The organism is Nitrospirota bacterium, from assembly GCA_016180645.1.
Classification (GTDB): Bacteria; JACPQY01; JACPQY01; order JACPQY01; family JACPQY01; genus JACPAV01.
In genome coordinates this window covers 1-21,614 of the sequence record JACPAV010000039.1, presented here as the reverse complement: position 1 = coordinate 21,614, position 21,614 = coordinate 1, and the positions used below count along the sequence as shown (strand labels likewise).

General features: G+C 60.7%; 22 protein-coding genes and 1 tRNA gene. 13 read left to right on the top strand and 10 right to left on the bottom strand.

Annotation, left to right across the window (positions count from 1 at the left end):
- Window positions 1-11: 11 nt before the first annotated feature.
- From HYT87_17985 to HYT87_17955, 7 genes are all read right to left on the bottom strand, one after another.
- Entirely contained in the window at window positions 12-1,397 is a 1,386-nt protein-coding gene (locus tag HYT87_17985) for an NAD(P)(+) transhydrogenase (Re/Si-specific) subunit beta (protein ID MBI2061633.1), read from the bottom strand.
- Window positions 1,397-1,699, bottom strand: a complete 303-nt coding sequence (locus HYT87_17980) for an NAD(P) transhydrogenase subunit alpha (protein ID MBI2061632.1) — start codon at window positions 1,697-1,699, stop codon at window positions 1,397-1,399. Before HYT87_17980 ends, HYT87_17985 begins: the two co-directional genes overlap by 1 nt.
- A 7-nt stretch (window positions 1,700-1,706) precedes the next feature.
- Window positions 1,707-2,843 (bottom strand): Re/Si-specific NAD(P)(+) transhydrogenase subunit alpha, encoded by a 1,137-nt coding sequence (locus HYT87_17975; protein MBI2061631.1) that lies wholly within the window; start codon window positions 2,841-2,843, stop codon window positions 1,707-1,709.
- Between the two features lie 225 nt (window positions 2,844-3,068).
- Window positions 3,069-4,439: a sugar transferase gene (locus HYT87_17970; protein MBI2061630.1), complete on the bottom strand. Its 1,371-nt coding sequence runs from the start codon at window positions 4,437-4,439 to the stop codon at window positions 3,069-3,071.
- A gap of 27 nt (window positions 4,440-4,466) precedes the next feature.
- Window positions 4,467-5,591, bottom strand: a complete 1,125-nt coding sequence (locus tag HYT87_17965; protein ID MBI2061629.1) for a glycosyltransferase family 4 protein — start codon at window positions 5,589-5,591, stop codon at window positions 4,467-4,469.
- Window positions 5,591-6,718, bottom strand: coding sequence for a glycosyltransferase (locus HYT87_17960; GenBank protein MBI2061628.1), 1,128 nt, complete (start codon window positions 6,716-6,718; stop codon window positions 5,591-5,593). Before HYT87_17960 ends, HYT87_17965 begins: the two co-directional genes overlap by 1 nt.
- Window positions 6,719-6,804: 86 nt before the next feature.
- The gene (locus HYT87_17955) at window positions 6,805-7,602 is read right to left on the bottom strand and encodes a hypothetical protein (GenBank protein MBI2061627.1); all 798 of its coding nucleotides are present in this window, start codon (window positions 7,600-7,602) and stop codon (window positions 6,805-6,807) included.
- Between the two features lie 161 nt (window positions 7,603-7,763).
- On the opposite strand from HYT87_17955, the gene HYT87_17950 reads away from it, so the two are divergent.
- Window positions 7,764-8,561: an IclR family transcriptional regulator gene (locus HYT87_17950; protein MBI2061626.1), complete on the top strand. Its 798-nt coding sequence runs from the start codon at window positions 7,764-7,766 to the stop codon at window positions 8,559-8,561.
- Between the two features lie 57 nt (window positions 8,562-8,618).
- Here HYT87_17950 and HYT87_17945 read toward each other — a convergent pair whose 3' ends face one another.
- From HYT87_17945 to HYT87_17935, 3 genes are all read right to left on the bottom strand, one after another.
- Window positions 8,619-9,500 (bottom strand): diguanylate cyclase, encoded by an 882-nt coding sequence (locus tag HYT87_17945; protein MBI2061625.1) that lies wholly within the window; start codon window positions 9,498-9,500, stop codon window positions 8,619-8,621.
- 64 nt (window positions 9,501-9,564) lie between these two features.
- Window positions 9,565-10,215, bottom strand: coding sequence for a hypothetical protein (locus HYT87_17940; protein ID MBI2061624.1), 651 nt, complete (start codon window positions 10,213-10,215; stop codon window positions 9,565-9,567).
- Between the two features lie 9 nt (window positions 10,216-10,224).
- Entirely contained in the window at window positions 10,225-11,220 is a 996-nt protein-coding gene (locus HYT87_17935; GenBank protein MBI2061623.1) for a ketoacyl-ACP synthase III, read from the bottom strand.
- A gap of 69 nt (window positions 11,221-11,289) precedes the next feature.
- Between HYT87_17935 and HYT87_17930 the strand changes: the two genes are divergently transcribed.
- The 12 genes from HYT87_17930 to HYT87_17875 all read left to right on the top strand — a co-directional run bounded on the left by HYT87_17930 (window position 11,290) and on the right by HYT87_17875 (window position 21,485).
- Window positions 11,290-13,317 carry a hypothetical protein gene (locus HYT87_17930; GenBank protein ID MBI2061622.1) on the top strand — a complete coding sequence of 676 codons (2,028 nt, stop codon included), beginning with the start codon at window positions 11,290-11,292 and terminating at the stop codon, window positions 13,315-13,317.
- A gap of 176 nt (window positions 13,318-13,493) precedes the next feature.
- Window positions 13,494-14,468, top strand: coding sequence for a glycoside hydrolase family 88 protein (locus HYT87_17925; GenBank protein ID MBI2061621.1), 975 nt, complete (start codon window positions 13,494-13,496; stop codon window positions 14,466-14,468).
- A gap of 96 nt (window positions 14,469-14,564) precedes the next feature.
- Window positions 14,565-14,646, top strand: a tRNA-Leu gene (locus HYT87_17920).
- Between the two features lie 88 nt (window positions 14,647-14,734).
- A complete protein-coding gene (locus HYT87_17915; protein ID MBI2061620.1) occupies window positions 14,735-15,520 on the top strand; it encodes an indole-3-glycerol-phosphate synthase in 786 nt (261 codons plus the stop codon).
- A gap of 2 nt (window positions 15,521-15,522) precedes the next feature.
- Entirely contained in the window at window positions 15,523-16,197 is a 675-nt protein-coding gene (locus HYT87_17910) for a phosphoribosylanthranilate isomerase (GenBank protein ID MBI2061619.1), read from the top strand.
- A 2-nt stretch (window positions 16,198-16,199) separates the two neighbouring features.
- Entirely contained in the window at window positions 16,200-17,408 is a 1,209-nt protein-coding gene (trpB, locus tag HYT87_17905) for a tryptophan synthase subunit beta (GenBank protein MBI2061618.1), read from the top strand.
- Window positions 17,405-18,202 (top strand): tryptophan synthase subunit alpha, encoded by a 798-nt coding sequence (locus tag HYT87_17900; GenBank protein ID MBI2061617.1) that lies wholly within the window; start codon window positions 17,405-17,407, stop codon window positions 18,200-18,202. Before trpB ends, HYT87_17900 begins: the two co-directional genes overlap by 4 nt.
- Window positions 18,202-19,347 (top strand): acyl-CoA dehydrogenase family protein, encoded by a 1,146-nt coding sequence (locus tag HYT87_17895; GenBank protein ID MBI2061616.1) that lies wholly within the window; start codon window positions 18,202-18,204, stop codon window positions 19,345-19,347. The genes HYT87_17900 and HYT87_17895 overlap by 1 nt, the downstream gene beginning before the upstream one ends.
- Before the next feature lie 25 nt (window positions 19,348-19,372).
- Complete coding sequence (gene gspG / locus HYT87_17890; GenBank protein ID MBI2061615.1) at window positions 19,373-19,789, top strand: type II secretion system major pseudopilin GspG; 417 nt, start codon at window positions 19,373-19,375, stop codon at window positions 19,787-19,789.
- A gap of 78 nt (window positions 19,790-19,867) precedes the next feature.
- Window positions 19,868-20,374: a type II secretion system protein gene (locus HYT87_17885; protein ID MBI2061614.1), complete on the top strand. Its 507-nt coding sequence runs from the start codon at window positions 19,868-19,870 to the stop codon at window positions 20,372-20,374.
- Window positions 20,365-20,781 (top strand): hypothetical protein, encoded by a 417-nt coding sequence (locus tag HYT87_17880; protein ID MBI2061613.1) that lies wholly within the window; start codon window positions 20,365-20,367, stop codon window positions 20,779-20,781. Before HYT87_17885 ends, HYT87_17880 begins: the two co-directional genes overlap by 10 nt.
- On the top strand, window positions 20,778-21,485 hold the full coding sequence (locus tag HYT87_17875; GenBank protein ID MBI2061612.1) for a prepilin-type N-terminal cleavage/methylation domain-containing protein: 708 nt from the start codon (window positions 20,778-20,780) through the stop codon (window positions 21,483-21,485). Before HYT87_17880 ends, HYT87_17875 begins: the two co-directional genes overlap by 4 nt.
- Window positions 21,486-21,614 lie beyond the last annotated feature (129 nt).

Sequence of the window (21,614 nt, the reverse complement as noted above, 5' to 3'; positions counted from 1 at the left end):
TCGGGGGGAAGTCAGGACGCCTTGATGGCGGCGGCGAGTTCGGTGATGACTTTCTTGGCGTCGCCGAAGACCATCATGGTCTTGTCGAGATAAAAGAGCTCGTTGTCGATCCCCGCGAAGCCGGGGTTCATGCTGCGCTTAATGAAGATGACCGTGCGAGCTTTGTCCACGTCCAGGATGGGCATGCCGTAGAGAGGAGAATCGGTCTTCGTGCGGGCCGCGGGATTCGTTACGTCGTTGGCGCCGACCACGATGGCTACTTCTGCTTCGGGGAAAAGGGGATTCACTTTCTCCATTTCCCAAAGCTGATCATACGGGACGTCGGCTTCGGCCAGAAGTACGTTCATGTGACCGGGCATGCGGCCCGCCACGGGGTGGATGGCGAACTTGACGTCCGTGCCCCGCGCGGCGAGGACGTTCGACAATTCCTTGACCGCGTGCTGGGCCTGGGCCACGGCCATGCCATATCCCGGCGCCACGACAACGAGTTTCGCGCCATCGAAGATCGTCGCCGCGTCTTCAACGGTGTACCCCTGCACCGTCTTGCCGGTTGGCGATGCGCCCGCGCCGGCGCCCGCTTGTACCGTGCCCACTCCGGCGAACAGCACATTGGTGAATGAGCGGTTCATCGCCTTGCACATGAGAATGGAGAGGATGAGGCCGGAGGAGCCGTCGAGCGCACCGGCGATGATCAGGAGCTTGTTGTTCAGCACGAAACCCATGGCCGAGGAGGAGAGGCCGGCATAGGAGTTCAGAATGGCGATCACGGTGGGCATGTCCGCTCCGCCGATGGGGAGGATGAGGAGAATTCCAAACGCGAGGGCGGCGGCGATGAACAGGGGGAGGAGAGTGGAGGCCTCGGGGTTGATCGTGAGGTAGACCCCCATGAGAACGGCGGCGGCCAGGACTCCGATGCTCACCACATTTCGGAACGGATAGATGATGGGTCGCGTGGGGATGATCTCCTGGAGTTTGCCGAAGGCCATGAGGCTCCCCGTGAAGGTGAGGAAACCGAGGAGCATCTCGGTGGCGAGGGCGCCCATGGTGAACGTGTCGATGTTGGGGGCTTGGGTGTAGTACTCCGCCGCGCCGACGAGCCCCGCGGCGAGACCGCCGAAAGCATGGGAGAGCGCCGTCCGTTGGGGAACGGCGGTCATCGGCATCCAGATCGCCATGGGCGCCCCGACGAGACTTCCGACGATGAGCGCCAGGGAAATCCAACCCCAACCTCTCACGTCGAAACTGACGAGCGTTCCGATGATGGCGAGGACCATGGCGATCGTGCCGGCCCAGTTGCCGCGTCGCGACGTCTTTACCTGGCCCATCCACTTCAGCGACAAGACGAAGAGGGCCGCGGAAAGGAGATAGACGTATTGAACGAGGCTTTCTCCCAGCATCAGCGTTCGTCCTTGCGTTTGAACATCCGCAGAATGCGTTCGGTGATCATGAAACCGCCGATCGCATTGATGGCCGAGCAGGCGATGGCGAGGGTGCCGAGGACCGTGCTCAGGGTGTTGTCCTGCCTCCCGGCCAGGAGAAGCGATCCGACGATCGCGATCGAAGAGATGGCATTGGTCAGCGACATGAGCGGTGTGTGCAGGAGCCGCGAAACGCCTCGGATGAGCTCGAGACCCAGGAACGAGGCGAGCATGAAGACGAAGAGGTTCTCGATGAGGTCCGGTTGAGGGAGTCCGTGCATGGTCCTGCTATTTCTTTTCCGCGGCTTTGAGCGTTGCTTCGTGGACGATTTTCCCGTCATGCGTGACGAGGGGCCCTTTGATGACTTCGTCGGAGAGGTTCAAGTTCACTTTTCCGTCCTTCACCAACTGCGCCAGGAACGATGTGATGTTTCGCGCATACATCTGGCTGGCGTGCGGGGCGAGCGTGGAAGGGAGGTTGAGTTGGCCATGGATCGTCACCCCATATTTGACGACCGTCTTGCCCGGCTCGGTCAGGGCGCAGTTGCCTTCTTGCTCGGCCGCGAGATCGACGATGACCGAACCGGGCCGCATGCCCTTGACGGCATCCTCGGTGATGAGCCGGGGCGCGCGTTGACCGGGAATGAGCGCGGTGGTGATGACCACGTCCGCGTTGCGGCACTGTTTGGCCATGAACTCCTGCTGTTTCCTGTAGAACTCCTCGGATTGGGCCTTCGCGTATCCGCCCTTGTCCTGGGCATCCTTCGCTTCAACTTCCATGTTGACGTATTTGGCGCCGAGGCTCTCGATTTGCTCCTTGACGATGGGCCGAACGTCGTACGCTTCGACCACCGCACCGAGTCGGCGGGCGGTGGCAATCGCCTGGAGTCCGGCTACGCCCGCTCCAATCACGAATACTTTGGCCGGGGAGATCGTCCCGGCGGCGGTCATGAGCATGGGGAAGAATTTCGGGAGCGAGTCGGCGGCTTGGAGGACCGCTTTGTAGCCTGACACCGTGGCTTGTGAACTGAGCGCGTCCATGGGCTGAGCCCGGGAGATTCGCGGCATCAGGTCCATGGCGATGGCCGTGATCTTCCGGGAGGCTAATTGTTTGGCCTTGTCCACGTGGGCCACCGGATAAAGGAACGAAATGAGGATGGTGCCTTCTCTCAGCGCGGCGATCTCGGCAGGGGCCGGAGGGCTGACCATCAAGACGATCTCGGATTGCGCGAAGAGTCCTGCCTGATCCGAGACGATGGCGGCGCCTTTTTCCTTGTACACCGCGTCGGGAAAGCCCGCTGCCGCGCCCGCGTCCGCCTGCACCAAGACTTCATTCTTCTGAGAGATGAGTTTGGGGATGACATCGGGAACCAGTGCGACCCGATTCTCACCCTGTCCGGACTCTTTTGGAACACCAATTTTCATTGAGGGGCCCCCTCCGCTTCGCTCCAGGGACGATCCCCTTCGCTTCGCTTTGGGGACGGCGAGTGGAATGGCTGTTCGGTCATAGCGCCGTGAGTGGAGGGTTGATAGGGTCTCTGCATCGCTCTATCCTTTTTGGGTGCCGTAGGTTAGGGCACTGACTGTCTGAAAGCAAGGACGAAGATCAACTTTTTTCCGGGGCGCCCTCGCGATGGCCGAGTCGAGCGGTCACACGCCCTTCCGGGTGAGCACCACCTTGGCCGTTTCAAGAAGAATCATCATGTCGAGAAAGAGGTTGTGACGGTAGACATAGGCGAGATCGTATTTGAGCTTGTTTTCAGCGGTGGTGTGGTAGTAGCCGTTGACTTGAGCCAGTCCGGTGAGTCCGGGCTTGACCCTGTGCCTCTCCCGGTAAAACGGAATTTTCCGCTCGAACGTTTCCACAAAGTCGGGCCGCTCAGGCCGGGGACCGACGAAACTCATGTCGCCCTTCAGGATGTTCACGAGCTGGGGAATCTCATCCACGCGCAACCGTCGCAAGATCCGCCCGATTCGCGTGACCCTGGGATCATCGACATCGACGAAGACCGGTCCGGTGGCGCTTTCGGCGGACTCCACCATGGTCCGGAGCTTGTACAAGGTAAATCGCCGGCCGTTTTTTCCAACGCGTTCCTGCCTGTAAATGGCCGGGCCGCTGGAAGTTGCCTTGATGAGGAGGGCGCAGACCAGGAACGCGGGGGAGAGGAGCGCCAGAAGGCCCAAGGACAGGATCAGGTCGAAGATATTCTTGACGGACTGTGAGGCCGCGGCCGATCCTTGGGTGGACACGGGAATGAGGGGTATGTCTTTGATGCGCTGGGACGTGGGTTCACACAGGATCATTTCGTAGAGTGTGGGCGCCACCAGGATTCGCGCACCGCTGGATTCGACCTCCTTCAGGGTTTGGACGGCCGACTGCGTCCAGTGTGGGTCCGGGACATAGATGACCTCTTCGAGATTATGGATTCGTATCAGCGCCTGGAGGTCGCGGCGATGGCCGATGGCCGGCGGGGCAGGGGTCGGCGGTGTGGGCGACTCTTCGTCGGAAACGACGCCGATGACATCATATCCCAGCCATGGATTATTCCGAATGTCCTCCAGGAGCTCAGTGACAAGAGGTCCATGCCCGCAGAGGGCTACGCGTTTCTTCCGGAGACGGGCGATGCGGAAAAGGAGCCATCTCCACGAGAAGAGAAAGAAGGCATCGAACAGCCCGTAGACGACGAGGATGGATCGTGGGAACTTGAACTCGAGTCGGTAGAAGTAGTAGCTCGTGAGCGCAAGGGTATTGATCGCGCAGGCGATCAGGAGGGACTCGGCCAGTCGCGAGGTTCCCGGGCGGTCCGGCGGATCGTAGAGCCCAAGGAGGTAATTGGAAAAGATCTGGACCAGACCGACGGCGAGCCAGCCATGTTTGAGGACGGCGAAGAGATAGTCGGGCAGCGGACCTCGGAAAAAGGGAACGTCCACCTGAGTTCGGACCGTGAAGGCCAGGATGTACGCAATGTAGGCGATCAGAAGGTCGCTCAGGATAAGCAGAATTCGAGAGGGCCTGGCCATCAGATCGCGCTCTCCCCCCTCACCCGGTCACAGCAGGGATTCATACACCCGTTCCGTCTCGTCGATCATTCGGTCGATATTGAAATAGTGAACGAGCTTGCGGCGAGCTCGCGAGGCGAGAGTGCGACCGAGAGCGCGGTCGCGGAGAAGGCGATCGACCTGATGGGCCATCTCATCCGGAGCGCCGGACGGTGTGAGCAGACCTTCGACGTTGTCCTCGATGGCCTCCGGGATACCCCCAACCCGTGTGGCGACCACCGGCACACCGGCGTTCATCGCTTCCAGAATGGAGTAGGGCATTCCCTCCTTGCGTGAGGACAGAACGAACACGTCGAATGCGCTCACGAGTTTCCAGGCCTCTTCGATCTGGCCGTAGAGCCGGAACCGGTCGTTGAGCCCCGCTTGCCGGATCGCCTCCACCACCTCCAGGTACTGGGGGCCGTGACCGATCACGGCGAAAAAGGTTTTTGGATGGCGCTGAATGACATGCCGGGCCGCGGCCACGAAATCCATCAGTCCTTTGTTGGGGTACATGTTGGCCACCGTGCCCACCACGGGAATGCGAGCCGGCAACGCCAGCCGTTTCCGGCTCTCGGCGGTCGGAAGCGGGGGGGACGGAAGGATGCCGTTGTGGATGGTGATGACGCGCTCACAGGGAACGATTCGGTGCTGCAACGCCAGCTCGCGATCTGCATCGCAGACGGTGATGAGACGGTCGGTCAGCATCCCCGCGGCTTTTTCGAGTAGCAGGAAGGCACTCCGAGCGGCCTGAGACCTCTCCTCCTGGAAAACGAAACCGTGCGCCGTAAAAAGATGCCGCTTTCCGGCTGCGGCGCGGCCGGCCACCCGGGCAAGGAAGCCGGCTTTCGAGCTGTTCGAGTGAACAAGGTCGTAGGGGCCATCGTGGATAAGAGAGTAGATTTCCCAGAAGGCCCGCCCGTCCTTCCATGGCCGGATGGGCCGGGCCAAATCGGCGATGACCCGAACGTCAACTTTGTTCCGGCGGAGCCTCGCAATCAGGGGACCGCCCGGACCGCAGGCCACGGTGACTTTGTATCGGCGGTCGGTGAGACCGACGGCGAGGTCGTTCACATATCGTTGCGCCCCACCGTCATCGGATTGGGTTACCAGGAGGAGGAGTTTTGCCGGCATCAATGAAGGACTGAGCGATAGACGTGTTCCGTGGCCTCGACCATCGAATCGAGAGAGAATCGTTTCTTGACGAGCGCTCGACCGCGCCTTCCCATGGCCTCTCGAATGTGCGGATGCCGGGCGAGGTCGAGGAGAGCCGTGGCCAACGAGGCGCTGTCGCCGGAGGGTACGAGGCGACCCGTTCCGCCCTCCTCGACGATTTCCGGTATCGAGCTTGCGCGGCTGGCGACAATGGGCAGTCCGACAAGCATCGCTTCCAAGAGAACCCTACCGAAACCTTCCCAGAGAGAGGGGAGCACGAAGACGTCCATCGCACGGTAGAGGGGCCAGGGATTGGAGTGGAATCCGGCGAAGACCACCCGCGATTCCAGGCCCGCTTCGGAGACTTTCTTCTTGAGGGACGCTTCCAGCGGGCCCCGGCCGGCGAGGACAAGTTTGCATTGACACTTTTTCCGGACTGAGGCCAACGCATCGATCAGGACGTCCAACCCTTTTTGCGGCACGAACCGCCCGAGGAAGCCGAACACGACCGCGTCCTTGGGGATGCCCCACGCCTTCCTCAGCGACGAGGATTCGCGGTGGACCGAAGGTTCCGTCGGGTCGATTCCATAGGGGATGACGAACGTCGGCAGTGTGGGCCGGATGCCAGTTTCCGTTGTGAATCGCCGGAGGTATTGGGACGGGCAGATGACGGCATCCTGATTCGATGACAGGAGTCGATGTAGGAAAGAATAGCGCCGTTTGCGAAGAAAATCTTCGTCGTTGTGCTTGGTCGCCACCAATTTCCACGGCTTTATTCCCGGCGAAGCCAGGGAGGCATAGACCTCAGCGGGAAAAAGGTGGGCATGCACGATGTCCGGATTGCCTTTGCGCAGGGCGCCGTTCAATTGGGCGATGGGTGAATAGCGCAGCCAGCCGTTCACACCGAGCGATTCAGAGTGAATGCCGTGCTGATCCAGCGAGGCACGGAGCGCGCCGGATCCTTTCAGATAGGTGACGCAAACTCGGTGGCCGCTCCGGGCCTGCGCCTGGGCCAGACTGGCGACGTGCTTCTCCGCGCCACCCAAGTCGAGGGACGTGACGACATGGTGGATCCGGAGGCGCCGCGTCCACGATGGTCGCGGCACTCGCAACCTTGAACCCCGGCCAAGGATGGACGGAAGTTGAAGCGAGTGCGCCATGCGGCCATTGTAGCCGAAGACGGAGCATCGTCCTACGGTTTCGGGCTGGTCCGGAACGCCTCAACCTGTCCCAGGTATCCCGCATCGCGGACGACGGCGCGGATGGGCAGAAAGTGGTCGTTGGTGACGAAAAGCACCTCTTTCACCTTGAGATCCATGAAGCTCCCGTCGAACGTCACCCGACCGCCGAATTCCTGCGCCGATTTGAGGTTGAGAATTTCCCGGGCTTCCGGCCGCGGCAGGATGCTGACGATGGCGTTCGCCGGCCCGGTGCGCGAAAACATGGGCACGCGGTAATCGTGGCTGTCCGCGGGCGGCCCATACGCCCCCAGGAGGAAGTTGTAGAAGGCGGCCACGGGATCGAGGGCCATTTCTCCGGGCTTGAGTGTTCCGGTCTGTTCCGAGGCGAGCTTGTCGTTGTGGAATGCGCGCCGGGACCAGCCATCGGGGCGGATGTCCAGCCGCACTTCGCGGGTGCGATCCGCCCGGCGCACGAACTCCCGGACTTCGGACACGGAGAATCGGTCGGTTTTCTCATCGTAATTCAGCACGGCGGTGTAACGCGCATCGCGGAATTGGGTGATCTTCCGAATGATGTCGATGGGGTGGGCTTCGGAGACCACGGTGAAACGGCGGGGATTGGCCGTATCGGGTTTCAAGGAGAAGGTCAGTGACCCTACGTCAAGGAGCCACAGGACGCGGATGCGATAGGTGATCGGCACGTTGACCCACGGTGCATAGGGAGGCGCGGGTGTTTGAGCCCAAGCCAGGGTGAGCGCGATGAGAAGCGATGCGACCGCCGCGATGGAGATTCGAAAAAGCTTGACCATGCCTTTGTGTAACACCTCTCAAAACTCTTGACAAGAATTCGACCGCGTGCTAGCGAACGAATGGGTTTTTTGGCGCGATGCGTCAGAAAAAAAGCGCGGGAGGCAGGGAAGACCGCGCGGGAAGGTTCAGGGAGTGTGAGGTAGCGTCCGGGAGGAGTTGCATGAAGAAGAAGAAGGACGAGTACGCCATCCTGTCCATCCTCAAGTGCATGGAACTCCTTGAGATGTTCTGCAAAACGGAACAGATGGAGTTGGGTGTTTCCGACTTGTCCAAGAAAGTTGGGCTGAGCAAGAACCAAATCTTCCGAATCCTGATGACGCTTACCGCCCGGGGGTACGTGGAGCAGAACCGCGCCACGCAAAACTATCGATTGGGTCCGAAAGTGGTGGAGTTGTGCCGTGCGTTCACCCGAAATGCGACCATCACCCGGTTTGCGCACCGTTTTCTTGAGGAATTTCGATCCAAAGTGGGTGAAACGGTACTCCTCGGGGTCCCCAATGGTCAAAAGGCGGTCTGCGTGGACCTGGTCGAATCGCCGGAACCGGTCCGCGTCGTAACCCAGATCGGCTCGCCCATGCCGTATCACGCGACCGCGCTCGGTAAGGCCCAGTTGGCGTTCCAAGGGGACGACGATGTGGACCGTCGGCTCCCGAAAGAGCTGTCGCGGCATACGGCCAAGACGCTGGTTGATCGGAAGAAGGTGATGGAGCAGCTTCAGGAAGTCGCGAAGAACGGCTGGGCGCTTGAAGATGAGGAATATCTGGAGGGGGTTCGCTCGATCGCCATGCCGATTTACGATTACACGCCGCAGGTGGTCGGGAGTGTCAGCGTGGCCGCGCCCTCCTATCGGATGTCCGAGGGGCGCATCCGCGCTGAGATCCTTCCGGAATTGAAGCTCGTCGCCCTGCATCTTTCGAAGCGGCTCGGATATTCGGAGCCGGCGCCGGTCGCGCGGTAGCGTCGGGAGCACCCGTAGATCCCTCGCGGCGCTCGGGATGACCCGCCGTGCGGCGGGTCACTTTGAAAACTTGAACCCACCTCCGCCGATTTTTCGCGCCCAATCGAGCTGAACGCGGGCGTACGAGAGCCACACATCCGGCACTTTGAAATCGTGGCGCCAGAGCTGGCCGCCGATCGATAGGGTGAACTTCATCTTTGCACCCATGACCGTAAAGGGCGTGCGTTTGATGACCTCTTGTACGCGGGGAGCCCACTTTTCGAAATCGCGTCCGGCATCGTGGATGAAAAGGATGGCGAAGATCCTCGGATCGATCCGCCCGATTTGATCTTTCGGAGTGATCGTCTGTTTCAGGAAGTTGGAAACGGAGAACAGGATGAGATCGGCGGCGTCGAAACCCTGTGCCTTGCTGATGGCTTCGAAGTCGTCGATTTCAATAAGGCCGACGGACATCGTTTTCGGATTCAGTCGTAGCCCGTTGATCTCGTCGGTCAGCTTGTTGCTGTAAGGATCTTTTTCCCAGAAGCCCGTGAGGCCGTCATGCGTCGCGAGGAATTCCACCTCACCCCCGATGGCGCGTTCGAGGCCGTCCTGTGAAACGAACTTGAGGTGGGTCGAGCCGAGTTGGATGCGATCGCCGTTCCGGAGTTCCGCGTCCTTGATTTTCTGGCCGTTTACGATGACGCCGTTCGTGCTGTTGTTGTCGAGGAGGACATACCGGGCCGGCTCTTTCATGAACTTGGCATGAATCCGGGACATGAAGGGATCGCCTTCGACCCGGAAAACGGCAGAGGCATCCCGCCCCACTGTGAGCGCCTCCTCCGTGAGGGGCAGGACTTTGGCCTTGTAGGGGCCGCAGAGGACGACGAGGTTGGCGGGTTTGAGTTGGCCGGGTGTGGCGGTGGGGCGAACGAAAATCGTTTGCTCGTAGTCGGCCATCTGGGTGTGACGGGAAATTATAACGGTTGCGGGGCGTTAATTCAAAAGTACGATGTGATTCGGATTAGAATTCGATCGATGCGCCGATTCCGGGGGCGAAAACCAGGAATGGACGTCTGTAGGCCGGTTCCAGCGATGATGAGGTATCCTTGGCCCAGTAGACGCCCAATTCCCCCCACCAATGAACTTTCTCACCCTTGACGAGGCGCGTGAACGTTCCTCCCGCGAGCCATTCCTTGGACGTGAACCGCGTGTTGCCTCCGAACAATGTAGCGCCTTCGCCCCTCGCGTAGGAGAAGGCTCCCCGGGGGGCGACCGTCATATCACCGAACGTTGCCAGCAGTGTGACTTCAGCCGTTTGAGTGAATGTATTGAAGTTGGACACGCCGGCGTGGAAAAGCGATTCGCCCGCGCCGACGGCGGGCTCAACGGCCAGTCTCAAGCTCTCGGCATTGATCGGAATCGGAAGTTTCAGGCTCCCCCTCAGTGCTTCCGGTGTCAACTTGACTCCGAAATCACCAAATCCAAGTCCCAGCCTGTACCAAGCCTCCACGGCCGGGAAGTTCAGGCTGTTCCTGCTACCTTCGGCCGCGACGAGTTGTCCTGCCAGGCCGAGGACATTCCGGTCCTTTGCCAGAATCTCCGCGGATTGGAACGAGCCGAGGGAAGCGCCTACGACGGCCGGAACGAGTACGCCGGCAACGAGGGAGAGCACGTGAAGCGGCTACCAGCGCAGGAGCGCGGCGCCCCAGGTGTAGCCGGCGCCGAAAGCGGCGAAGCAGAGGAGATCGCCTTTCTTCACCCGCCCGGCGCGAACGCATTCATCCAGTGCGAGCGGAATCGAAGCAGCGGTAGTGTTCCCGTAGCGCTGGATGTTGTTGTACATCTTCTCGGGGGGCAGTCCGAGGCGTTGGGCCACCGCGTCGCAGATCCGAAGATTGGCCTGATGCGCAATGAACAAGTCGATGTCTTCGATCTTGTGCCCCGTCTTGGCTAGGACCTCGCCGATCACTTCCGGCATTTTCTGAATGGCATTCACAAAGACCTTCTTTCCATCCATGCGCGGGAAATGGCGGCCGTCTTCGATATCTTTCAGATTCACCCGGGGCTTGCTGTAGCATCCGGGTGCTTCGAGCCAGAGATCCCGCGCGAACCGGCCATCGGCGTGGATGGCGGATGCGAGCAGGCCGCGTCCGTTGTCCTCCGTGGGCGAGAGCACGACCGCGGCGGCGCCGTCGCCGAAAATCACCGCCACGTCCCGTCCCCGCTCCGTGAATTCCAAGCCGTGCGAGTGGACCTCCGCGCCCACGAGCAGGACCGTCTTGTAGAGGCCCTGCCGGATCAGACCGTCCGCCACGTGCAGACCGTATAGAAACCCGGAGCATTGGTTGCGGATGTCCAATGCCGGTGTCCCCGGCTTGACTCCCAGTTTGGGTTCGAGGAAGCAGCCGCTGCCGGGAAACTCGTGATCGGCCGAGAGCGTGGCGTAGATGATGAGTTCGACATCTTCGGCCTTCCTGCCCGCGGCTTCCAAGGCGTGTTCGCATGCGATTTTCGCAAGATCGGATCCGTTTTCGCCATCGGAATAGTGACGTTCTTTGATGCCGGTGCGCTGGGTGATCCATTCGTCCGACGTGGGCATCAGCTTCGCCAGGTCGTCGTTGGTCACGACGCGCGGCGGGACGTGGTGTCCCGTGCCGATGATGGCTGTTTGCGGCATCCATTCTGAATATGACAGCGTCCGAGGAATGTCAAAGGACCGCGTGAGCTGTGCTACGATGCGGGCGCCGTGAAATTCCGCTCAGCATTGATCTTGTTCCTGCCGGTTGCTGGGGCGATGCATCCGGCTTGCGATGGGTTCTCAGGCGGCAAGCGTGGGGACCCCTTCCTCGCCGAAGGATCTCCGCCGCCGACCGAATCGTATCGAGCGAGGCAGGCGGAATACCTGGATTACTGTTTCCAAGGGAACGCGCCGGGCAAAGGCGGCCTCTACGGGCAAATCTGCCGGATGGCGAGAGGCGGCGAGGTCGATTTGGAACCGATTAGGAAGGCCGCGGAGAAGGTGGCGCGACGCGAGGACACCTCCGACTTTTCGGTCGCCGCGTTCGTTCGGATGCTCTACCTCGACCGGGAAACTCACTCGCTGCCTCTCAACGTGCGCGCCTTGATCGAAGAAAGCGTTGTCAACTTCAAGTACTGGTTGGACGAACCGGGCGAGGACAAGATGGCCTACTGGTCGGAAAACCATCAGGCATTGTTTCATTCCAGCGAACTCCTCGCGGGCCAGCTCTGGCCCGACCGGATTTTCCCGAACGCGGGGATGACGGGCCGGGATCATCTCCGCCACGCGGAGAGCCGGATGGAGCGCTGGCTGGATTTCCGCGGTAGGTTTGGCTTCTCGGAGTGGCATTCCAACGTGTACTTCAACGAGGACATCCCGCCCCTCGTCAACTTGGTGGATTTTGCGGAAAACGACCGAATCCGTGTGAAGGCAGCCATAGTGCTCGATCTCCTGGCCTTCGATCTTCTGAACAACATGTATGCCGGTTTGTTCGCAACGGTCCACGGCCGCACGTATCCGGAGCATCTTCTCGATGGACAACGAGATTCCACGCGGGAGGCGGCCTGGGTCATGCTTGGCCTTGGGCGGTACGAATCGCCCGGCAATTTCTCAGGTGCGTTCCTTTCGACGAGTGGTAGCTATTGGACGCCGGAGGTGATCGAGGAGGTGGCATCGGCGACCCGCGAGCGCCACGAGCATCGCCAGCGCGACGGCATCAACGTGGCCGACGGCCCGCGGTGGGGAATCAGCTACGAGGAGCCTGACGACATTACATTTTGGGCGGGCATGGTCGCGCTCATCGCCCCGCCGGTGGCTACGGGCGCGGTCAACATGATCAGCGACTTCAATCTCTGGAATGGTTTCCTGTTCGGCGATCTTCCGGAGGAGATGCGGGGATTGCTCCGGACTCTGGCCTCTTCCGGCAAGCTGTACGATTTTGCGAAGGGATTAGAACCGCTCTCGCGCGGAATCGCGTTGGAATCGATGAGCACGTATACGTATCGAACGCCGGATTACCAGCTCTCCGGCGCGCAGGACTACAATCCGGGCTTCTGGGGAGCGCAGACGCATATGTGGCAAGCTACGCTGGACGATTCGGCCTACGTGTTCACCACGGCGCCGAGCAAGCTGGCGGGACTGGGGATCGATCAGACCTTTGCAGGAGATTGGATCGGGAGCTGGATGCCGAGGGGCACGTTCTACAGGAATGTCGGTGTGATCCAATACCGTCGGGATGCGAACGAACGGGTCGACTCGTGGGTGACTTCGGAGTACACGCATGCCTATTTCCCACGGAACCGGTTCGACGAGGTACGGCAGTTCGGATCCTGGACCGTGGGCCGGAAGGGCAACGGCTACGTCGCGCTGTATTCGCAACAACCCACATCTTGGACCGGGAAGAATGACTACGAGTTGATAGCGCCATCGCCCTCGAACGTGTGGATCGTGGAAATGGGGAGCGCAGGGGAGTGGGGGGGATTCGATGAGTTTTGCGGGGTGATTTCCAAGGCGCAAGTGAATATCGGCGATTTGGTTCAGTATGAATCTCCGTCCGCCGGTCCGGTCGAAGTGGGTTTGACGGGGCCGATGAGGGTCAAGAGCTCGCCGGTGGACATCGGTCCCTACGATCGCTGGGACAACCTCTTCGCCCGGCAGCCTTTCGGGGAGACCCAGACGACCATTGCGATTGAAGGGCGCAGATTGGTGTTGGATTTCGAAAAGCCCTCGCGCAAGTTGGTGGCCAGATCTCGATGAGCATGCGACCGTCGCGGATCGCTCTTGTGGCACTTATGGGAATTCTCGTGAGTGCGTGTGGCGGCGGCGGAGAGGGGGTTCAGGGAAACAACCGTTCCGAATGCCGCCCCGCGCCAATCCCGACGCCGCGGCCATTGGCCGAAGAGGCGTTGGCCAGAGAGTTGGCGGACAGTTGGATGAAACGACACGCGCCGGAAACGCTCGCGTGGGATTGGGGACCCGCTGTGCTGGCGTACGGCATTCTGGATCTGTACGAGGCCACGGGCGATTCCGCGTACCGCACCTACGTCGAGGCCTGGGCGAGACATCATGCGCGAGGCTACAAGCCGATCTGGAGCGACAATGTTGCCCCAATAGCCGCTGCCACTCGAGTGGCACGGTGGTCGTGTGATCCGGAACTCCTAGCTCTATCCGATCGGGCTTGGCTCTATCTGACCGAGGAGGCGCCGCGGACGCCCTCCGGCGGCATCAGCCATCTGGGGATTTTTGCGAGCGGGTCGGTCCAACTCTGGGTCGATTCCTTGTTCATGTTTGGAAGTTTCCTCCTGGAACGCGGGCGAACCCTCGATGACCCGGCGGTATGGGATCTTTTTGCATCACAGATTCGGATCTTCTCGGTGAGTCTTCAGGACGCCGGCGGTTTTTTCCGCCACGCGTTGATCGAGGGAGCGCCGGTCCCCTCCGATCCCGTGTTTTGGGCAAGAGGTAACGGATGGATTGCGAACATCGTGCCCCGATTTTTGGAAGTCATGCCGCGTTCACATGTCGAGCGGTCCGAAATCGAGCGGATCGCATCCCGGCTGCTCTCGGCCGTTGTCGCCACTCAGGACGAAGGCGGATTGTGGTGGACGGTGCTGAATCGCCCGGGGGAGTCCTATCTGGAAACGTCCGCGACCGCGCTCTTCGCGGACGGTCTCATCCGGGGAGCGGCATTGGGGCTGGTGGATGAGGCCGACGCCGCCGTGGTGAGCGGCCGTGCTCTCTCCGCCATCAAGGGCCGAATCATTCGGCGGGATGGAATGGCCGTCGTTGGCGGCACTTCCACCGGAACCGTTCCCGGGAGTTTCGAGAAGTATGCCGCCGTTCCTCAAAAGGATGACGTTGACTACGGCCTCGGCGCCGTTCTGATGGCGCTTACGTCCCCGAAGTAACCGAGCCGTGTAGTCGCCGGGTTGAAACCGATGCAAGTCGGGAGTATCTTGAGCCCACTCCCTCCCGGCTCGAGCGGGCCGGATGTTGAGCCAGATGCCGCGGTGGTGGAATTGGCAGACACACCATCTTGAGGGGGTGGCGGGGAAACCCGTGCGAGTTCAAATCTCGCCCGCGGCACACCCCTCTTTGCGCCTTCCGGCGGATTGGAACCGCTGAGCCACCCGCCTACCTTCCATACCGATTCCTTTTTCCCTAATATGGCCCCATGCCCACGTTGAAGGAGGTGCTCGAACGAAAGCGCAGGACGATCGAGGAGAAAAAGCGCCGCCGGCCCGCCGACGCCATGCTGGAAGGTCCTGCCCAGGATCACGCCAAGATTTCCTTTGTTCAGTCGGTTCGCAACGGGCATGAGGGGAACGTGATCATCGCCGAGTTCAAGCGCGCTTCTTTGACCAAGACCTTCCTGGATGGTGAGGAGGATCCTGCATCCCACTTTGAGGCCTACCAGAACGCCGGGGCGGCCGCGGTATCGGTGCTGACCGAGGAACACTTCTTCCATGGGGACCTCGCGGATATCGAGACGGCCAAGCGGTGCGTGGACGTTCCGGTCCTGATGAAGGATTTCGTTCTGGATGAGTACCAGATCTGCGAAGGATTGGGCGCCGGTGCGGACATGGTCCTGCTCATCGTGCGCCTTCTATCGGATCAACAATTGGAGAAGTTTCACGCGCTCACCCAGCGGCTCAAGATCGAGGCCTTGGTGGAGGTCTGTTCGCCGGAAGATCTCAGGCGAGCCCTTGTGATCGAGCCGGAATTGATCGGTGTGAACAGCCGCGATCTCGACACCCTCCGAGTGGACACCGGGATGTTCGAAGAGATGGCGCCGCTTCTGCCTGCCGGCGCGGTGAAAATCGCCGAAAGCGGGATCCGGAGCCCCGACCAAATTCCGGGATTGCGCCGGCTCGGCTACGACGGCTTCCTGATCGGCGAGGCCCTGATGGCCCACGGGGATCCGGCGGGCCTTCTGCGATCCTTTGTGGAGGCGAAGTAGTCGTGGTCCCCGCGCAACCCGCAACCGACCCGGATCGAGTAGCCGCCGCACCTGTTTCAAGCGGTGGACTCAAAGTGAAAATTTGCGGCATCACGAACGCCAAAGATGCCGAGAAAAGCATCGAGGCGGGCGCCGATGCCCTCGGGTTCATCTTTTACGAGAACAGCCCTCGGTCGATCAAGCCCGAGAAGGCGCGCGAGATCATCGAGGTGCTGCCTCCGTTTATCGCGACAGTCGGAGTTTTCGTAGACGTCCCGGAAGCGCAGGTCCGGAAGGTGAAGTCGATGACCGGAATCCGACTTTTTCAATTTCACGGTCAGGAACCGCCGTCGTTCTGCGAACGGTTCCGTCCCCATGCAATCAAGGCATTGCGGATGCAGGGGGCACAGTGGTATGAGGCGCTCCGCATGTATCATGTATCCGGATTCCTGCTCGATGGGTATGCCGCGGAGGGCGAATCGTCTCCCCAGGACCGGCGCCAGTGGGTCCAAGCCAAGAGCGCGGCGGAGAAGTGGAGGGTCATCCTTGCGGGCGGGCTTGGGCCGGGCAATGTGGCGCACGCCGTTCAATTGGTCCGACCGTACGGCGTGGATGTTGCCCGGGGAGTGGAAGTCAAACCCGGCATGAAGGATTGGGTCAAGGTGCGGGATTTCATCCAGAGTGCGAGGGGGGCCTGACGGTGGGCAAGAGTAAGACCGTCCCCGACCGGCTTGGGCGCTTCGGTCCCTACGGCGGGCGCTACGCCCCCGAGACGCTCATGGCGGCACTTAACGAAGTAGAACGAGCTTATCGTTCCATCGCACAAATTGGGTCTTTCAGGAAACAGCTCAACCATTACTTGAAGGAGTTCGCGGGTCGTCCCACACCGCTTTATTTCGCCGAACGGATGACCAAAGACCTTGGCGGCGCAAAGATCTACCTCAAGCGCGAGGACCTCTGCCACACGGGCGCCCACAAGATCAACAACACGCTGGGACAGGTCTTGCTGGCGAAACGCATGGGCAAGAAACGTATTGTTGCGGAGACGGGCGCGGGGCAGCACGGCGTGGCCACCGCCACGGCATGTGCGCTTCTGGGACTGCCGTGCGAGATCTACATGGGATCGGTGGACATCGAGCGCCAGAAAATCAACGTCTTCCGGATGCAGATTCTCGGCGCGAAGGTCCATTCCGTTTCTTCCGGATCGAAGACGCTCAAGGATGCCATCAATGAGGCCTTTCGGGATTGGGTGACGAATGTGGCGACGACGCATTACGTGCTCGGCTCGGTCGTTGGCCCGCATCCCTTCCCGATGATCGTCCGGGATTTTCAGAGCGTGATCGGTCGGGAGGCACGGAAGCAGATTCTTGACGCGCGAGGCCGGTTGCCGCGCGCCGTCGTGGCGTGCGTGGGGGGGGGGAGCAACGCGATGGGGATTTTCTCCGGTTTCCTGCGCGACCGCGCAGTTCGACTGATCGGTGTGGAGGCGGGCGGCGACGGGAAGAGGCATGGCGCTACACTGGCCCATGGAAGACCCGGCATTCTCCACGGCGCCATGAGTTACCTACTCCAGGATGAGAACGGCCAAATTCGGGACACCCACTCCATTGCCCCGGGGCTGGACTATCCTGGGGTGGGTCCTGAACACAGCTACCTCAAAGACACCCGGCGGGCCGAGTACGTGACCGTGACAGACCGTGAGGCCCTCGATTCCTTCCGGTATCTTTCGCGAATGGAAGGCATTCTTCCCGCGCTCGAACCCTCCCACGCCGTGGCGCATGTCCGGAAGATTGCGCGACGTTTTTCCAAGTCGGACGCCATCGTCATCTGCTTGTCGGGCCGGGGGGATAAGGATTGCGAAACCGTTTCGGGGTTTCTGGGCATGAGAGATGGGGACCGAGGCAAATGAGCGGGATTCAGAGGCGATTGCGATCGCTCCGAGGCCGGGGCCGCAAAGCTCTTGTGCCGTTTGTCACTGCGGGCGATCCGGATTTGAGATTTACCGAGGCCGTGATCCCGGAATTGGAGCGTGCCGGGGCGGACATGATCGAGATCGGGGTACCCTTTTCCGATCCGGTGGCCGATGGCGTGGTGATCCAGGCTTCCGCTCAGCGCGCTCTGAAGAAAGGGGTCAGCCTGCGAAAGGTGTTGGCGCTCGTGCGTCGGGTTCGACCGAAGGTGTCGTGCCCGCTGATTCTCATGGGGTACGCCAACCCGTTCCTGAGCTATGGAATCGAGCGCGTGGCCAGGGATGCGGCAGCCAGCGGGGTAGACGGGTTCATTCTCATCGACCTGCCGCCGGAAGAGGCGGAACCCGCCCGCCGCGCCTTCAAGAGTCGGGGTTTGGACCTGATCTTTCTCTTGACGCCGGCAAGCCCGAAAGAAAGAATCGCGCTCGTGGCGAGACAGGCTTCGGGATTCATCTACTTTGTTTCCTACACGGGCGTGACGGGTGCGGGAACGGCGCGGGACAAGCAGGTGGCTCCGCACGTGCGTCGAATCCGGGCAAGGTCGAAACTGCCGGTTCTGATCGGTTTCGGCATCCGCGATCCCAAGCAAGCCCGTGCCCTGGCCCATTCGGCCGACGGTGTTGCGGTGGGGACCGCCCTCATCAAGGAAATCGAGAAGGCGGCGTCGGCGAAGAGCCGGCTGGCGCGCGCGCACTCGTTTGTCGGCTCGATCCGAAAGGCATTGGACTCGTAATGGATTTTGATTTGACTCGTGACCAAAAAGACCTCCGGGCGGCATTCCGCGACTTCTGCAATAAGGAGATCGACCCGCGTTCCCGCGAGGTGGACGAGCGCGCGGAGTTCTCCTGGGAGAACTACAAGAATCTCGCGCAATTCGGTTTTCTCGGAATGGGGTATGCCGCTCAGTACGGTGGCGGCGGACTGGATGCGCTCACGACCACGATTCTTGCGGAAGAATTGGCGCGGGTATGCGCGTCCACGGCGCTCTCGGTGGCGGCGAGCGGCGGACTGTGCGGCAAGTTCATCGAGCGGTACGGCTCCGAAGATCAGAAGAAGAAATATCTCCCGCGGCTGGCGAAGGGAGAAATCGTCGGCGCGTTCTGTCTCACCGAGCCACATTCCGGCTCCGATGCGGCGGGAATGAAAACCGTGGCCGTCAGGAAGGGACAAGACTACGTGCTGAACGGGACGAAAATGTTTGTGACCAACGGGACCATCGCCGAGGTGTTCATGGTCCTCGCGCGCACCGATCGCGGCCAGGGGCCGAAGGGCATCAGCGCGTTCGTGGTCGAGAAGAACGGCGGCGTGAAACCTGGGAATCCGCTCCACAAGATGGGTGTGCGGGGCTCGCCGACGTCGGAGGTCGTGTTCGAGGATTGTGCAGTTCCGAAATCCGGTCTCGTGGGCGAGGAGGGGAAGGGCTTCCAGTACGTGATGCAGAACCTCGATCTCGGCCGGATCGGGATCGCGACTTTCAGCAACGGCATCGCGCAGGCCTGTCTGGACGAGAGTGTAAAGTACGCCGTCGAGCGAAAGGCGTTTGGAAAGAACATCTTCGAGTTCCAGGGCGTACAGTTCAAGATCGCCGACATGCAGGCGCGGATCGAGACCGCGCGGCTCCATACATGGCGGACGGCGTGGAGATACGCGAGGGGCGAAAACGTGACGATGGACGCCGCGATCGCCAAGCTGACGGCGTCGGAGACCGCGGCCCAGTCCGCCACCGATGCCGTTCAGATCCACGGCGGCTACGGCTTCATCAAGGAGTTCAAAGTGGAGCGGCTGTACCGGGACGCGAAGCTCGGCGAAATAGGCGAAGGGACCTCCGAGATCCAGCGCGTGGTCATCGCGCGGGAAGTTCTCCGTTCGCGCGGCTGACTTTTTTCACGTATAATATGCACCCATGAGCAAGCGTAAGGATGCGGGCTTCACCCTCCTCGAAATCATGATCGCGGTGGCGATCGTGGTCATGTTCAGCACGGTCGTGGGCGTCGCGGTTTACCGTTACTTCAGCCAGGCGCAGGTCAACAAGGCCAAGGTTGACATCAAGAACATCGAGAGCGCACTCGAACTCTACCGCACGAATTGCCTCAAATATCCGGGAGGCGAGGGTGGGATCAAGGCGTTGCTCGAGAAGCCGGGCGACTGCGAAGGCTGGGCCGGTCCCTATATCAAGGCGAAGAACGTTCCGAAGGACCCGTGGGGGCACGAATATGTTTTCACCAGCCCGGGCGCGAGCGGGGATTACGATCTGGCTTCGGGGGGTCCGGATGGGGCCGTCGGCGGAGGGGACGACATCACGCTGAGCGATATTCAGTAAAAGCGATCAGCGGTCAGCGATCGGCTGTCAGCAAGAATGGAGAAGGTTCCGTATGGCTGTACTGAAGGCTGAACGCTGATGGCTGATCGCTCCAAGTCCGGCTTCACCCTTCTCGAAATCACGATTTCCGTGGCGATCATGGTACTGATCGTCACCGTGGTTTTCCCGCAAGTCGGCGACATCGCCAAAGTCCAGCTCAACACCACTGCGCGGCGGTTGATCGGCGCCACGCGTCACACCTGCTTCCAGGCTCTGCTGACCAAGAAGGACTATGTATTTAACTACGACCTGGACAAGAATGAGTACTGGATTGGAGAAATCGTGTTGGATCTGGAAACCAAAATGACCACCCAGAAAGAAGTCAAGCGCGGGTTGGGCCGAAGGCGCAAGCTTCCCCCGGGGATCACCTTCAAAGCCATCGAATTGGCGGATGGGAAGTCCGCCACCAAAGGGGAGGCGCTTACGCGATTTCTCCACAACGGCATGAACGATCGAACGGTGATCGAACTCATGGACGGGAAGAACCGCGAAACATGTATCACGATTCCTTCTTCCGCGTGCGGGATAAAGCCCGGATGTTCGTGAGTCGCCCGACGCCGAGAAGGGGGCGGGGAAGCCGTGCCTTTACGCTCATGGAGGTGTTCTTCGCCCTGGTCATTCTTGCGGGATCGCTCTTTGTTTTCATGCGGATCAACAACGAAAATCTTCGAAGAGTTCGGGAGGCGCGGGAGATGCACCGGGCCGGCCTGTTCCTTCAAATGAAGCTGGCGGACCTTGAAGCGGAAGGTTTTCCGGATGAAGGGGCGCGCAACGGGGATTTCGCGAACGAGGGATACCCCGATATCACGTGGGAAATCACCGTGAGCCCCGCCAATTTCGGTGAGATCACATTCAAGGATCTGCGCGAGGCTCACGTAAACGTCATGTGGGGAGGCGAGCACAAGCAGTCCACCTCGGTCACCACGCTCCTGTTGAACAAGAAGCTTCTATGAGGAGATCAGGCTTCACACTCCTGGAGCTGATGGTTGCGCTGTTCACGCTTACGCTTCTCGTCACCGCGGCGTATCAGGGGTATTTCGGCATCGCCAGGGGGCGCGAAATCCTGGAGTCCGCCTCCGAGATGGATGTGCAGAACATGGTGGTCATGCACCGAATCACGCGCGATCTCCAGTCGGCCTATCTCATCCGCGGGGGGACGAACCTGATCGCGGGACCGTTCCCGCGACCCCGAACCTACTTCCGATGCAAGGACGAACGGTACGGGGCGGATGAGAGAGACGGGATCGCCTTCACCGCGCTGTCCCGCGACGTCTTCCCACCCCAGTCGCTCCAACCCGTGTACGATAGCGAATTGGCCGAAGTTGCGTATGAAGTCGTTCCGGACGAGGAAAATTCCGAACTGGGGGTTCTGATCCGGAGGGAGATCGCGCCGCCCGGTTCGAGCGCCTCTGTCGAAGAAGCGGGCGGCGCGATTGCCCGCGGGATCGTCGCCCTGGATTTCACCTGCTACAACGACCAGGGGGTTCCCGTTGAGGACTGGGATTCCACGAACCTCGGCCCGAACGGGGCGGTGATCGGCCACCCGCCCCTTGTGGGCATTCGCCTCACGGTGAAGAGTTCGAAAGGCGAGGTCCAAATGTACATTACGAAGGTCTTTCTGCCCCTCTCCCAGGCGAAAGTGTTGAAGGGATCCTGATGCGATTGCGGACTTTCGTCCGCTCTGAGATCGACTTTTGCCATTTTTCCATGCTGTGTGAACATCACTTCACGAGGGAAGGCCATTTCCACGCCGTGAATGTTGAGACAGGAGCCGTTTTCCGGTCTC

Bases quoted from the DNA above. Each gene is read 5' to 3' on its own strand.
- HYT87_17985 (MBI2061633.1), bottom strand. From the start codon at position 1,397: ATGCTGGGAGAAAGCCTCGTTCAATACGTCTATCTCCTTTCCGCGGCC.
- HYT87_17980 (MBI2061632.1), bottom strand. From the start codon at position 1,699: ATGCACGGACTCCCTCAACCGGACCTCATCGAGAACCTCTTCGTCTTC.
- HYT87_17975 (MBI2061631.1), bottom strand. From the start codon at position 2,843: ATGAAAATTGGTGTTCCAAAAGAGTCCGGACAGGGTGAGAATCGGGTC.
- HYT87_17970 (MBI2061630.1), bottom strand. From the start codon at position 4,439: ATGGCCAGGCCCTCTCGAATTCTGCTTATCCTGAGCGACCTTCTGATC.
- HYT87_17965 (MBI2061629.1), bottom strand. From the start codon at position 5,591: ATGCCGGCAAAACTCCTCCTCCTGGTAACCCAATCCGATGACGGTGGG.
- HYT87_17955 (MBI2061627.1), bottom strand. From the start codon at position 7,602: ATGGTCAAGCTTTTTCGAATCTCCATCGCGGCGGTCGCATCGCTTCTC.
- HYT87_17950 (MBI2061626.1), top strand. From the start codon at position 7,764: ATGAAGAAGAAGAAGGACGAGTACGCCATCCTGTCCATCCTCAAGTGC.
- HYT87_17945 (MBI2061625.1), bottom strand. From the start codon at position 9,500: ATGGCCGACTACGAGCAAACGATTTTCGTTCGCCCCACCGCCACACCC.
- HYT87_17935 (MBI2061623.1), bottom strand. From the start codon at position 11,220: ATGCCGCAAACAGCCATCATCGGCACGGGACACCACGTCCCGCCGCGC.
- HYT87_17925 (MBI2061621.1), top strand. From the start codon at position 13,494: ATGAAACGACACGCGCCGGAAACGCTCGCGTGGGATTGGGGACCCGCT.
- HYT87_17915 (MBI2061620.1), top strand. From the start codon at position 14,735: ATGCCCACGTTGAAGGAGGTGCTCGAACGAAAGCGCAGGACGATCGAG.
- HYT87_17900 (MBI2061617.1), top strand. From the start codon at position 17,405: ATGAGCGGGATTCAGAGGCGATTGCGATCGCTCCGAGGCCGGGGCCGC.
- HYT87_17895 (MBI2061616.1), top strand. From the start codon at position 18,202: ATGGATTTTGATTTGACTCGTGACCAAAAAGACCTCCGGGCGGCATTC.
- gspG (MBI2061615.1), top strand. From the start codon at position 19,373: ATGAGCAAGCGTAAGGATGCGGGCTTCACCCTCCTCGAAATCATGATC.
- HYT87_17885 (MBI2061614.1), top strand. From the start codon at position 19,868: ATGGCTGATCGCTCCAAGTCCGGCTTCACCCTTCTCGAAATCACGATT.
- HYT87_17880 (MBI2061613.1), top strand. From the start codon at position 20,365: ATGTTCGTGAGTCGCCCGACGCCGAGAAGGGGGCGGGGAAGCCGTGCC.
- HYT87_17875 (MBI2061612.1), top strand. From the start codon at position 20,778: ATGAGGAGATCAGGCTTCACACTCCTGGAGCTGATGGTTGCGCTGTTC.